Source organism: Allobosea sp. GW823-FHT01F03, assembly GCF_058798075.1.
This window is the reverse complement of the sequence record NZ_CM179505.1, coordinates 1,708,035-1,720,507: the sequence shown is the minus strand read 5'-3', so window position 1 is coordinate 1,720,507 and position 12,473 is coordinate 1,708,035. Positions and strand designations below refer to the sequence as shown.

General features: G+C 66.2%; 10 protein-coding genes and 1 pseudogene. 2 read left to right on the top strand and 9 right to left on the bottom strand.

Translation table 11 applies throughout. The features are described 5' to 3' along the window. Window positions 1-38 precede the first annotated feature (38 nt). The 4 genes and pseudogenes from AC3RCC_RS08055 to AC3RCC_RS08040 all read right to left on the bottom strand — a co-directional run bounded on the left by AC3RCC_RS08055 (window position 39) and on the right by AC3RCC_RS08040 (window position 5,646). Window positions 39-1,775, bottom strand: coding sequence for a sensor domain-containing diguanylate cyclase (locus AC3RCC_RS08055; protein WP_492258113.1), 1,737 nt, complete (start codon window positions 1,773-1,775; stop codon window positions 39-41). Window positions 1,776-1,999: 224 nt separating this feature from the next. Further along, the gene (locus AC3RCC_RS08050; RefSeq protein WP_492258112.1) at window positions 2,000-2,740 is read right to left on the bottom strand and encodes an extracellular solute-binding protein; all 741 of its coding nucleotides are present in this window, start codon (window positions 2,738-2,740) and stop codon (window positions 2,000-2,002) included. 69 nt (window positions 2,741-2,809) lie between these two features. Beyond that, window positions 2,810-3,573 (bottom strand): annotated as a pseudogene (locus AC3RCC_RS08045) (IS5 family transposase). Between the two features lie 399 nt (window positions 3,574-3,972). Continuing rightward, the gene (locus AC3RCC_RS08040) at window positions 3,973-5,646 is read right to left on the bottom strand and encodes a formate--tetrahydrofolate ligase (RefSeq protein WP_291648208.1); all 1,674 of its coding nucleotides are present in this window, start codon (window positions 5,644-5,646) and stop codon (window positions 3,973-3,975) included. Between the two features lie 256 nt (window positions 5,647-5,902). Here AC3RCC_RS08040 and AC3RCC_RS08035 point away from each other — a divergent pair, with 256 nt between their 5' ends. Next, entirely contained in the window at window positions 5,903-6,502 is a 600-nt protein-coding gene (locus AC3RCC_RS08035) for a dioxygenase family protein (protein ID WP_492258111.1), read from the top strand. Between the two features lie 118 nt (window positions 6,503-6,620). On the opposite strand, the gene fghA is transcribed toward AC3RCC_RS08035, so the two are convergent. The 3 genes from fghA to AC3RCC_RS08020 all read right to left on the bottom strand — a co-directional run bounded on the left by fghA (window position 6,621) and on the right by AC3RCC_RS08020 (window position 9,134). Continuing rightward, entirely contained in the window at window positions 6,621-7,460 is an 840-nt protein-coding gene (gene fghA / locus AC3RCC_RS08030; protein ID WP_452116984.1) for an S-formylglutathione hydrolase, read from the bottom strand. A gap of 228 nt (window positions 7,461-7,688) precedes the next feature. Then, on the bottom strand, window positions 7,689-8,801 hold the full coding sequence (locus AC3RCC_RS08025) for an S-(hydroxymethyl)glutathione dehydrogenase/class III alcohol dehydrogenase (RefSeq protein ID WP_291642583.1): 1,113 nt from the start codon (window positions 8,799-8,801) through the stop codon (window positions 7,689-7,691). A 33-nt stretch (window positions 8,802-8,834) separates the two neighbouring features. Further along, window positions 8,835-9,134 carry a metal/formaldehyde-sensitive transcriptional repressor gene (locus AC3RCC_RS08020; RefSeq protein WP_291642585.1) on the bottom strand — a complete coding sequence of 100 codons (300 nt, stop codon included), beginning with the start codon at window positions 9,132-9,134 and terminating at the stop codon, window positions 8,835-8,837. Between the two features lie 104 nt (window positions 9,135-9,238). Between AC3RCC_RS08020 and AC3RCC_RS08015 the strand changes: the two genes are divergently transcribed. Next, entirely contained in the window at window positions 9,239-9,673 is a 435-nt protein-coding gene (locus AC3RCC_RS08015; RefSeq protein WP_492258110.1) for an HIT family protein, read from the top strand. A gap of 122 nt (window positions 9,674-9,795) precedes the next feature. Here AC3RCC_RS08015 and AC3RCC_RS08010 read toward each other — a convergent pair whose 3' ends face one another. Together AC3RCC_RS08010 and glmM are read right to left on the bottom strand one after the other, a co-directional pair. Continuing rightward, on the bottom strand, window positions 9,796-10,695 hold the full coding sequence (locus AC3RCC_RS08010; protein ID WP_291642589.1) for an outer membrane protein: 900 nt from the start codon (window positions 10,693-10,695) through the stop codon (window positions 9,796-9,798). 323 nt (window positions 10,696-11,018) lie between these two features. Then, window positions 11,019-12,362: a phosphoglucosamine mutase gene (gene glmM, locus AC3RCC_RS08005; protein ID WP_291642591.1), complete on the bottom strand. Its 1,344-nt coding sequence runs from the start codon at window positions 12,360-12,362 to the stop codon at window positions 11,019-11,021. Window positions 12,363-12,473: the final 111 nt, after the last annotated feature.

Below are 12,473 nucleotides of genomic sequence, written 5' to 3'. Positions count from 1 at the left end.
AAACTGGATCTCGCTTTTCGGTCCGGTGTCCTGGAGGGCTACGCCGCCCGCAATGGCGTCTTGTGCAGCACGAAGCGATCGCGACCATTGCGCTTGGCCTCGTAGAGCGCCGCGTCCGCTCGCGCGGCGGCATCGGACAGGCTTTCATCCTGGCCGACCAGCACCGCGCCGATGCTGGCCGTCACCGCGACCATCCGGCCATCCGCGAGCGGGACCGGCGCATCGCGCAGATTGGCCCCGAGCTTGGCCGCGATCGCCGACAGCGCCGGCACATCGCAGCCACTGATCAAAAGGATGAACTCGTCGCCGCCCCAGCGGGCGCAAGCATCGTAATTGCGCAGCACCGACGACATGCGCTGCACGCAGGCGACCAGCACCGCATCGCCGCCCTGGTGGCCGTGCTCGTCATTGACGCGCTTGAAGCGATCGAGATCGACGATCAGCAGGCCACAGGGCTTGCCCTCACGCCGGGCTCGGTTCTGCTCGCGCGCGAAGGCGTGGTCGAAGCCACGCCGGTTCAGGATCGATGTCAGCGGGTCGTACTGCGCCAGGCGTTCCAGCTGCTCGGTGCGCTCGCGCACCATCGCTTCGAGCCGCCCGGTATTGTCGCCGACCGCCTGCGCCATCTCGTTGAAGGCGTGCGCCAGGCGGGCGATCTCGTCATGACCGTCCTCGCGCGCAGTCGCCTTGAAATCACCGCCGCGCAGCCGCGCCAGTCCCTGCTCGACCCAGGCGAGCCGGTCGAGCACCTTGCGCTTGAACAGGAGGGTCATCAGCGTCGCGGCCGCAAGCAGGATCGCGGCGATCAGGGCCGCCAGCGGCATGAACAGCTTGCGGTCGATGATCGCGTCGACATCCATCACAGTGACGTTGAACCAGCCCAGCCGGTCGAGAAAACCGACGCCGACCAGCACTTCGCGCCCCTCCATCTGCATGAAGCGCGAGAGCACGAGCACGTCGCCACGCGAGACCTGTTTCATCATCTCTGCCAGCGCCACGCGATCCGTCTCGCGGTCGAGCAGGTTGAAGATCGTCTTCTTCGCCGAGATGTCCTTGGTCAGGCTGTGGAAGTCGACGACGCGCGGATCGCGATGCGCCTGGATCGCCCCTTGCAGGTCGACAAACATGCTCTGCACGCCGGTCTGCGGGAATTCGACGACCTCCCTGATGAACTGGGTGAGGTCGACGCCGGTGCCGATAAGCCCGAGCACCTGCCCGTCCTTCTGGATGATGCAGTTGATCCAGACCTTGGTGACACCGAGCGTCTCGTCGCGATTGACGTTGAGATGGCAGCCTTTGCCGAGTGCGCGCGTCTTGAAATACCAGGCGTCCTGCGGCGCGTCCGGCGAGACGGCATAGCGCAGCCGGTTGTGCTCGTAGCTGTTGTCCTTGTCGTTGAAATAGTAGTTGCCGCTCTTGTCGACGACCGCGAAATAGCTGCGATCATTGAAGGACAGCCGGTAGTGCTCGAGCTCGGCGAGGCCGCGCCTGGCCTTTTCCGGGTCACGCTCGTCCTGCGCCCATTCGACGATCACTGGCGCGCGCGCCACGGTCTCGGCCAGCGAAACCTCGCGCATCAGGGCCTCAAGCCCACGGAAACGGTCGAACAGGATCTGCTTCTCGGCGAAAAGCGTGCCGAGCTTCACCACCGTGCCGTTGACGATCCAGAGGAAGATGCCCGAGGCCGGCAGGGCGATCGCGACCATCGTCGCCAGCACGAGGGCCAGAACGCGCCCCTTCAGACCGGAGCTGCGCCAGGCATCGAGCAAGCGCATAGGGCAAAGACCTCCGACCACACGCCTTTCCGGGGATTCGGAAGGAGCGGAATAGGATCATTGCGACGATATGGTTTATGTTTTGTTGACGCAGGGTCGCAGGAGGCAACCGGCGACCAGGCAGGAAGATCGGACCGGAATGCGGAGCCCCTCTTGCGAAGGGGACCGCTGCCGGAACGAAGAGAAGCTGACTTGCGGTCTCTTCGTTCCCGCGAGCGCAGTCGTCAGGGCTTGGCGGGTTGGGGAAGTCCGACCGGCTTGAAGCCATAGCTCGCCAGAACCGCCTGGCCCTGTGGCGACAGGATGGCCAGAGCCAGCTGCATGGCCTGCGGCGTGTTGCTCACGACGGCGAGGCCGTATTCGGGCCCGACCTCAAGCTCAGCCGGAAACGCGACCATGCGGACCGCCGTGCTGAGCTTGGCATAGCGACGCTGCCCCGAGCAGTAGACCACGGCGAGGTCGACACGCCCCGCATTGAGGGCGTCGAGCACATAATCGCCCGACTTCGCCGCCGGCGCGCCGGGCGGGTTGTCGAGGATGGTCGTGCGCTTCTCGATCGAGGCCCGCGCGCCCGGGCGCCGTTGCTCGGCGACATCGATCAGACGAACCGTGTAGTCACCCAGCGGGTCGATCTTCGGCGGCGAAACGCCGACCTTCACATCCTCCTTCAGGAGTGTGCCGAGCGCGTCTGCACTCTGCAGGTTCCCCATCCGCTCGGGGACCAGCAGGCACAGGGTGTTGCGCGCGAACATGGCCATGGTCGTGGCCCGGCCGTCCGCGACGAGTTTGCGAGGATGGCCGATATCCGCCGAGGTGAAGACATCGACGGCTTCGCCGGTCTCGATCCGCTCGCGCATGCGGCCGGAGGCACCGAATTGGGTTTTGACCGGGATCTTATGCCCCGCACTGAACAGATCCGCGATCTCCGCCATCGACTCGCGCAGACTGCCGGCGCCGTAAAGCACGAGATCGCGGTCCTGCGCGGATGCTCCGGACGCCATCCCACCCGAGAGAGACAGGACTAGGCTCGGGACTCAATCACACCAGAAGGTGATTGCAGCTGCGATGAAGACGCCTGCCATGAAGTTGGTGGCGAGCTTGTCGTAGCGGGTCGCGATGCGGCGCCAGTCTTTCAGCCTGCACCAGAGGCGTTCGACGAGGTTGCGGTTGCGATAGGCGTTACGGTCGTAAGGGATCGGGGCCTTGCGGCTGCGCGTAGCGGGGATGACAACCTCGGCACCCTGCTGCTGGATCGCGGCACGGATGGCATTGGTGTCATAGCCGCGGTCGGCGATCAGCTTGTCGAAGCGACCGCGCGCCGCTTCGATCAGAGCTGGTGCCATCGTCATGTCGGACGTGTTGCCCGGCGAAATCAACAGGATGCGCGGCCGTCCGGCGAGATCGGTCAGTCCGTGGATCTTGCTGGTACGTCCGCCGCGCGAGGTGCCGATGCCTTGTACGAAGGCCCCCCTTTTGCGCCGGCCGCCGAGCGGTGGACCTTGATGCTGGTGGAATCGATCGCGACCGCACCCCACGCGCCGCTGTGGCCGGTCAACGCCTCGAACACCGCAAACCAGACGCCCTGTCGGCTCCAGCGGTGAAAGCGATTGTAGATGGTCGTGTAGGGGCCATACTCCGGCGGGCAATCGCGCCAGCGCGCCCCGATCCGCAGCATATGCACGATCCCCGAGATTACCCGGCGATCATCCACACGCCGGGCTCCACAGCGACCGCGCGGCAGAAACGGCTCGATCCGCTCCCACTCCGCATCGCTTAACCAAGTCAGCGACTTGCCCATCCATGCCTCCACAACAGCAGAGACTTTGAATCAGCCGAGCAAACCAACCGCAACCCGATTGAGTTCAGAGCCTAACCCGAGCGTGGCGAGCGGCTTGGAAAAGGCAGAGGCAGGTATCATCAATTCATCCTCATACGCCGGTACCCGGCAGTCGCGGAATCCCGACCCCGAAACCTCAATCGTTATATACGGATGAATATAACGATGGCGAGTTCAAAACGCTGCGGCGGGCTGCCGCTCTGTGATCGCCACTCAACTTGATCCGACGGGGCTGCCCGGCCAGCTGCATCGCTGCCGCGCCATTGCGTCCTCTACGAACGCAGACCCCGCATAGCCGACGCCCCCGGCGGGCTCAGGGAGAGCGCGATCGCATCGCCATGTCCGGACGCCGAACGAAGTCTAGAACAGCCCCTCGATCTGCCCGTTCGCATCGATATGGATGCGCTCGGCCGCCGGCTGCCGCGGCAGGCCCGGCATGGTCATGATGTCCCCGCAGATCGCCACCACGAAGCCGGCACCCGCCGCCAGCCTGAGTTCGCGCACCGGCACGGTATGGCCGGAGGGCGCTCCGCGCAGCGTCGGATCGGCAGAGAAGGAGTACTGGGTCTTGGCGACGCAGACCGGCAGGTCGCCATGCCCGGCCGCTTCGAGCTCGGCGAAGCGCGCGCTCACCCGGGCATCGGCCGAGATGCCGGCGGCACCGTAGATTTCGCGCGCCACCTTCTCGAGCTTCTCGCGCAGCGGCAGCGCGTCCGGATAGAGCGGCGCGAAATCGGCCTCGCCACTCTCGACCAGCGCCGCGACCTTGGCGGCGAGCTCTTCCGTGCCGGCGCCACCTTGCGCCCAGTGCCGGCAGATCACCGCCTCGACGCCGAGATGGTTGCGGCAGAAATTCTGGATCAGCGCGTGCTCGGCCGGCGTATCGCTGACGAAATGGTTGATCGCGACGATCGGCGGCACGCCGAACTTGCGGAGGTTGTCGACATGCCGCGCCAGATTGGAGAGACCTGCCTCGAGCGCCGGCAGGTTCTCGGCCGAGAGCGCGTCGCGGGCGACGCCGCCATGCATCTTCAGCGCCCTGACGGTCGCGACCACCACGGCGACATCGGGCTTCAGCCCGGCCTTGCGGCATTTGATGTCGAAGAACTTCTCGGCCCCGAGATCGGCCCCGAAGCCGGCTTCGGTCACGACATAGTCGGCGAGCTTGAGCGCGGCGCGCGTCGCGATCACGGAATTGCAGCCATGGGCGATATTGGCGAAGGGCCCGCCATGGACGAAGGCCGGCGTGCCCTCCAGTGTCTGCACCAGGTTCGGCATCAGCGCGTCCTTGAGCAGCACGGTCATCGCGCCCGCCGCCTTGAGATCAGCTGCGGTGATCGGGCTCTTGTCGCGCCGGCGGCCGACGACGATGCGCCCGAGCCGCGCCTCGAGATCGGCCAGATCTGTCGCGAGGCAGAAGATCGCCATCACCTCGGAGGCGACGGTGATGTCGAAGCCGTCCTCGCGCGGGAAGCCGTTGCTCGCCCCGCCGAGCGAGGAGACCACGCTGCGCAGCGCCCGGTCGTTCATGTCCATGACGCGGCGCCAGGCGACATGACGGGCATCGAAGCCGAGCTCGTTGCTCCAGTAGACATGATTGTCGAGCATCGCCGCGAGCAGATTATGCGCGCTGGTGATGGCGTGGAAATCGCCGGTGAAATGCAGGTTGATCTGCTCCATCGGCACGACCTGGGCATGGCCGCCGCCGGCGGCGCCACCCTTCTGGCCGAAGCAGGGACCGAGCGAGGGCTCGCGCAGGGCGATCATGGTGCGCTTGCCAAGCCGAGACAGCCCGTCGCCGAGACCGACCGTGGTCGTCGTCTTGCCCTCGCCGGCCGGCGTCGGACTGATCGCCGTGACGAGGATCAGCTTACCGTCCGGCCGCGAAGTGAACTCGGCGATTGCGCCGGTATCGACCTTGGCGATGTATTTTCCATAGGGCTGCAATGCCGCGTCCGGGATGCCTGCCTTGGCGGCGATCGCCCCGATCGGCTGCAGCTTCGCCTTGCGGGCGATCTCGATATCGGTCGGCATGTCGTCCCCTTGATACTGTCTCGAACGGGACGCCTTGCCGGCCGATTCCCCTTGGCGCGACTGTGCCGAAAAAGCGCGCCCGCCGCCAGCGCTCGCGTCCGGGACCCGACCCGCGTGGTGGGCAGATGCCGAGCGGCGCCGCGCATCACAGTTCGGCGAGCCAGATGCGCTCTGCCTGAAATCTGCCCGAAGCTGTCCGGCAAGAACGGTGTGGATCCAAGAACGGCGTGGACCAATGAATGGGAGAGAGCAGACCATGACCGCAGCACCGAGCCGCCGCGACCTCATCATCGCGAGCCTGTCGGCCGCGGGCTTCGCCAGCCTCGCCCTGCCGCCCGAAGCGCTGGCGCAAGGCGCCGAGCTGCCGGCGACTCCCGCCTGCGACGGCCAGGCCGCCGCGACCCCGCGCCAGACCGAGGGCCCCTATTTCACCCCGTCGTCGCCAGAGCGTTCCGATCTGCGCGAGGATGGGACAGGTCAGCTGCTCGTCCTGAGCGGCTTCGTGCTGACGCGGCAATGCCGGCCGGTCCCCGGCGCACTGCTCGATTTCTGGCAGGCCGATCCGACCGGCCAATACGATAATCGCGGCTTCCGCTTTCGCGGCCATCTCTTCGCCGATCAGCAGGGCCGCTATCAGTTCATCACCCGGGCGCCCGGGCTCTATCCCGGCCGCACCCGCCATCTCCACGTCAAGCTGCGCGGCGGCGCGCAGAGCCCGGTGCTGACGACGCAGCTCTATTTCCCGGACGAGCCCGGCAATCGCCGCGACGGCCTGTTCGATTCAAGGCTGCTGATGAAGCTGCGCCCAGCCGAGGGCGGCCAGCTCGGCCGCTTCGATTTCGTGCTGGCGGGCTAAGGTTTTCGGCCTCCTTGCCGAGGGGGTTCGTCATCCCGGACAAGCCGCGCGAACAGTGAGCCCTGCCGTTCCCGGTCCGCACCGCTGACGTGCGAGGCCGCAGCGGGGAAGGCGTTCCTCAGCCGGCCGTCAGCCGCTCGGCATGCCAGGCGATGTGCTGGGCCATGAAGGTCGAGACGAAATTATAGGAGTGGTCGTAGCCCTCCCGCATCGTCAGCGTCAGCGGAATGCCGGCCGTGGTGCAGGCGAGTTCGAGCAGCTGCGGCCGCAACCCTTCCTGCAGGAAGCCGTCGGCGGTGCCCTGGTCGACGAGCAGCTCCTTGACGCGATGCCCGTCGGCGATCAGCAGCGTCGCGTCATAGCCGCGCCACGCCGCCTCGTCCGGGCCGAGATATTTCTCGAAGGCCGGCCGCGACCAGCCGGCGGTGGAAGGCTGGCTGATCGGCGCGAAGGCCGAGACCGAGGCGTAGCGCCCGGGATTCTTCAGCGCCAGCGTGATCGCCCCGTGCCCGCCCATGGAATGGCCGAAAATGCCCTGGCGGGACATGTCGAGCGGCAATTCGCGGGCGACGAGCTCCGGCAATTCGTCCCGGATATAGCTCTCCATCCGGTAGTTCGTCGCATAGGGCGCCTGCGTCGCGTCGAGATAGAAACCGGCGCCCGAGCCGAACTGCCAGTTCTCCGGCTCGTCCGGCACGCCCTCGCCGCGCGGCGAGGTATCGGGGCAGATGATGGCGATGCCGTTGGCGGCCGCCGCCGCCCGGTACTCGCCCTTGTCCATCACGTTCTGATGGCTGCAGGTCAGTCCGGAGAGATACCAGAGCACCGGAACCGGGCCCGCCTCCGCTTGCGGCGGCAGGAAGACCGCGAAGGTCATCGGGCAGGCGCAGGCCGCGCTGTCATGGCGATAGACGCGCTGCTGGCCGCCAAAAGCCTTCGAGGAGGAGACGAGTTCCATCGCAATTCCTTTCGGTCGTTCATCGCCCGCCGGACCACCGGCGGCACATTCGCGTCATGCTCGGGCTTGTCCCGAGCATCCACGTCCTGACCACCGCCTGTGGCGACCGAAGACGTGGATGGTCGCCACGAGCGCGACCATGACGGCAGCACCGTTCTGTACGATGGTCGGCTCAAGACCGACCCTACCGCCTTGCTGCCCGCTCGATGCGGCGGAAGAACGACCGCCTCAGTAGACCACCACCGAGCGGATCGACTTGCCCTCATGCATCAGGTCGAAGCCATGGTTGATCTCGTCCAGGCTCAGCTTGTGGGTGATCAGATCGTCGATGTTGATCTTGCCCTCCATGTACCAGTCGACGATCTTCGGCACGTCGGTACGCCCGCGCGCGCCGCCGAAGGCCGTGCCCTTCCAGACCCTGCCGGTGACCAGCTGGAACGGACGCGTCGCGATCTCCTTGCCAGCCTCGGCGACGCCGATGACGATCGACTCGCCCCAGCCGCGATGGCAGCACTCCAGCGCCTGGCGCATCACATCGGTATTGCCGGTCGCGTCGAAGGAGAAGTCGGCGCCGCCGCCGGTCAGGTCGACGATCGCCTGCACCACCTTGTCGTTGCCGATCTCGCGCGGGTTGACGAAGTCGGTCATGCCGAACTTCTCGGCCATGGCGCGCTTGGCCGGGTTGATGTCGACGCCGATGATCTTGTCGGCGCCGACCATGCGGGCGCCCTGGATCACGTTGAGGCCGATGCCGCCGAGGCCGAAGACCACGACATTGGCGCCGGGCCAGACCTTGGCGGTATAGATCACCGCGCCGATCCCTGTCGTCACCCCGCAGCCGATATAGCAGATCTTGTCGAAGGGCGCGTCCTCGCGGACCTTGGCGAGCGCGATCTCCGGCAGCACGGTGAAGTTCGCGAAGGTCGAGCAGCCCATATAGTGGAACACGGTGCCGCTATCGCAGGAGAAGCGTGAGGTGCCGTCCGGCATCAGGCCCTGGCCCTGCGTCGCTCGGATCGAGGTGCAAAGATTGGTCCGGCGCGACAGGCAGGACTTACAGCTGCGGCATTCCGGCGTGTAGAGCGGGATGACATGGTCGCCCGGCTTCAGCGTGGTGACGCCCGCGCCGACCTCGCGCACGATGCCGGCGCCCTCATGGCCGAGGATCGCCGGGAACTTGCCCTCGGAATCCAGCCCCGACAGCGTATAAGCGTCGGTGTGGCAGATGCCGGTCGCCATCACTTCGACCAGCACCTCGCCGGCCTTCGGGCCGCCGATCTCGATGGTCTCGATGGTCAGCGGCTTTCCGGCCTCCCAGGCGACGGCGGCGCGTGTCTTCATCTTGATGTCCTCCTTGAACTGGTCCCGGCGCGCCTATTTCAGATAGGTGCGCAATGTCCTGATGATGCCGTCGATCTCGGCATCGGCGTCGAAGTCCGCCGCCCCCTGCCCGCCCGGCGAGCCGCCGCGCGCTTGGCCGAAGGTCTCGCGCAGATGGCCTTCGAGCACTTCCGCCATCAGCCCGTTGGCCGCGCCGCGCAACGCGGCGATCTGCTGCAAGAGCGTGCTGCAATCCGTGCCGGCCTCGACGGCGCGCTCCAGCGCCTCGGCCTGCCCCCGGATGCGGCGCAGGCGCGCGACAGCACGCTTCTTCTCTTCCGGGCTATGCGGCATGGCATTTCATTCTCTAGGCCTAGAATACTCTAGGGGAGTATGTCAATCATAGGACTCTCCCCGGCCAGCGGACCTGCGCGCCGGATGCTGGGCTGGAGGCCGGGATGACCAATGATTGCCTGTTCTGCCGGATCGCGCACGGCGAGATCCCCTGCCACGCCGTTCATGAGGACGAGGATGTCCTCGCCTTTCTCGACATCCATCCGGTCCGGCCAGGCCATACGCTGGTGATACCGCGCGCCCATTATCCCTGGTTCGAGGACATCCCGCCCGAGCTCGCCGGCAAGATCATGACGCTATCGCAACGCCTCGCCCGCGAGATGAAGGCGCTCTACCCGGTCGAGCGGGTCGCCATGCTCTACACCGGCATCCATGTGAACCACGCCCATGCCCATATCGTGCCGATGCATCACCGGCACGACATCACCTCGGCCGTCTATCTCGAGCAGGGCATCGAGGCTTTCACGCTGCCGGCGCAGCCCCCCGTGCAGGAGCTGGAGGAGGTCGCTGCGGCCTTGCGAAGGCGGCTCGCCCCTTAGCCCGCAGGAACGCGGCCTTCCGACCCGAGCCGCCCCCGAAACACCGACCCGGTAGCTGGTCGCAACGAAAAAGGCCGCGCGAACCGGGTTCGCGCGGCCTCGTGATGCAAGGCGGAGACGGATCAGTACTTGCGAACGACGTGGGTGGCCGGCGCGTAGATCGGCTGCTCCTTCGGGCCGCAGCAATCCGGGTCGCCGAAATTCCAGCGCATGCCGATCTTGATGTCGTGGCTGTCGATGTCCTTGACCTTCAGCGGGCCCTGGATCTGCCCGGTGAAGGCATTGACCAGACGGCCCGAATGGGCGTCGCCGAGATTGAGATAGCGGTAGCCGAGCTCGAGGGTCAGATTCTTGTTCACCTCGTAGCCGACACCGGCCATCAGCGCCCAGGCCATGTTGGTGTTCGAGCCACTGCTGGCCGTGCCGAGCGTCGGCTGGATGATCGCGGCGTACTGGCCGGTGGGATCGATCCAGTTGGCGCCCTGATCTGTGAGGCCGGTCACGCGGTTCTGCGCCACGCCGATACCGGCGCCGAGATAGGGCGTCAGGCAGTTCCAGGTGCCGAGATCGACATAGGCGTTGAACAACGCCACCATCGAGCTGACATTGCCCTTATAGGTGTTGGTCAGGATGCCGGGCCGGCCGTACTGGTTGGTGTAATCCCACCTGTCCGTGGCGCTGGCCTCGCCGCCCCCGCGAAATTCGAGCGTGCCGTCGACGCGGAACCAGTTGTTGAAGCGATAGCCGAGGCCGAGCCCGGCGAAGAAGGTCGTCGTGCGATCGCCCTCGCTGATGAAGACTCCGCCTCCATTGCGCAGATCGTCCTGCTCGTATTTACCGATGCTGGTGATACCGACACCGACATCGCCGCGCAGATAGATGCCCGAGGAAAGCGTGCCGCGCAGCGCGACGGGCTCCGGCGGGGGCGGCGGAGGTGCGACCGGGAAATCAGCAGCCTTGGCGACGGCGGAAGCGCCCAGAGCCATGGCGCCGGCGAGCGCTAGGGTTTTAAGGCTGCCCATGGCAGGGTTCCTTCGTGTTTGCGCAGGCGGAACGCAGCTCGCGCGAGTTACCGATGGGAAGACCTTGCCATTGATTTCTTAAACGACACTTAACCTTAAAACCTAACCCTACTTTTGCGTGAACGAGAGTGCTGCAGCGCCCCGGAGCTCAGACTCTCGGCCACATCACCTTTGGCCATGCTTGACCGCGCCGAATACCGGGCCGGCCCGGGGGCCACGAGACAAAGAAGCGCCGGAGCCTTGCGCATGGCTCCGGCGCTGCCGAGATTTGCAGTCCTGTCTGGTTCGCGGCGACGGAAGACGCGGCGAAACGAAAGCCGGGTTCAGGCCGCGGCTTTCGCCACCGCCTCCACGACCTCGTCGACCGCCCGCATGACCAGGTCGCGATCATCGCCCTCGGCCATGACCCGGATCACCGGCTCCGTGCCGGAGGGCCGGATCACCAGGCGCCCGCTCTCGCCCAGCATCTGCTCTGCGGCCTTGATCGCGCTGACCACCGGCTTCTCCTCCAGCGGCCGTCCCTGCTTGTAGCGGACGTTCTTGAGGATCTGCGGCAGCGGCTCGAAGCAATGGCAGACCTCGGAAACCGGCTTCTCCTTGCGCTTCACCACCGCCAGCAGCTGCAGCGCCGCGACCAGCCCGTCGCCGGTCGTCGCATAATCGGAGAGGATGATATGGCCCGACTGCTCGCCGCCGAGATTGAAGCCATTGGCCCGCATATGCTCCAGCACATAGCGATCGCCGACGGCGGTGCGGGCCAGCGACAGGCCCAGCCCCGCCAGATAGCGCTCGAGCCCGAGATTGGACATCACGGTCGCGACGATGCCCGGCGCCGAAAGCAGCCCGTCCTCCTGCCAGCTGCGCGCGATCACGCCCATCAGCTGATCGCCATCGACGACCTGCCCGTTCTCGTCGACGATCAGCACGCGGTCGGCATCGCCATCGAGCGCGATGCCGACATCGGCGCGCAGCTCGCGAACCTTCTGGCTCAGCGCCTCCGGCTTGGTCGAGCCGACATCGCGGTTGATGTTGAAGCCGTCCGGCTCGACGCCGATGGCGATGACTTCGGCCCCGAGTTCCCAGAGCGCCTCGGGCGCGACCTTGTAGCCGGCACCGTTGGCGCAGTCGACGACGATGCGCAGCCCTTCCAGGCTGAGATTGCGCGGCAAGGTGCGCTTGGCGAATTCGATATAGCGGGCGTCGGCGCTCTCGATGCGCTTCGCTCGCCCGAGCGCCGGCGAAGCCGAAAGCTGCTTGCCGAGATCGGAGTCGATCAGCCGGGTGATCTCGGACTCGACCTCGTCGGAGAGCTTGTAGCCGTCCGGCCCGAACAGCTTGATGCCATTGTCCTCATAGGCGTTGTGCGAGGCGGAGATCATCACGCCGAGATCGGAACGCATCGAGCGCGTCAGCATCGCGACGGCGGGCGTCGGCATCGGCCCCAGGAGCAGAACGTCCATGCCGACCGAGGTGAAGCCGGCGACGAGCGCGTTCTCGATCATGTAGCCCGACAGTCTCGTGTCCTTGCCGATCACCACGCGATGGCGGTGTTCGCCGCGGCGAAAGGCAAGACCGGTCGCCTGGCCCACCCGCAGCGCCAGATCCGGCGTGATCACGCCATTGGCGCGGCCGCGAATGCCATCGGTGCCGAAGTATTTGCGTGTCATGGTCGAAGTTCTTCCCTGGAGCCTTGCCGGCTCGACATTACCTTGTGCGGTCATACAGGCTGAAAGCCCGCTCATCTCCTCACAAATTGTGACGAAACGTATCCGCCCCGC

Coding starts and splice junctions, on each gene's coding strand:
- AC3RCC_RS08055 (WP_492258113.1), bottom strand. CDS start 1,775: ATGCGCTTGCTCGATGCCTGGCGCAGCTCCGGTCTGAAGGGGCGCGTT.
- AC3RCC_RS08040 (WP_291648208.1), bottom strand. CDS start 5,646: ATGCCGACCGATATCGAGATCGCCCGCAAGGCGAAGCTGCAGCCGATC.
- AC3RCC_RS08035 (WP_492258111.1), top strand. CDS start 5,903: ATGACCGCAGCACCGAGCCGCCGCGACCTCATCATCGCGAGCCTGTCG.
- fghA (WP_452116984.1), bottom strand. CDS start 7,460: ATGGAACTCGTCTCCTCCTCGAAGGCTTTTGGCGGCCAGCAGCGCGTC.
- AC3RCC_RS08025 (WP_291642583.1), bottom strand. CDS start 8,801: ATGAAGACACGCGCCGCCGTCGCCTGGGAGGCCGGAAAGCCGCTGACC.
- AC3RCC_RS08020 (WP_291642585.1), bottom strand. CDS start 9,134: ATGCCGCATAGCCCGGAAGAGAAGAAGCGTGCTGTCGCGCGCCTGCGC.
- AC3RCC_RS08015 (WP_492258110.1), top strand. CDS start 9,239: ATGACCAATGATTGCCTGTTCTGCCGGATCGCGCACGGCGAGATCCCC.
- AC3RCC_RS08010 (WP_291642589.1), bottom strand. CDS start 10,695: ATGGGCAGCCTTAAAACCCTAGCGCTCGCCGGCGCCATGGCTCTGGGC.
- glmM (WP_291642591.1), bottom strand. CDS start 12,362: ATGACACGCAAATACTTCGGCACCGATGGCATTCGCGGCCGCGCCAAT.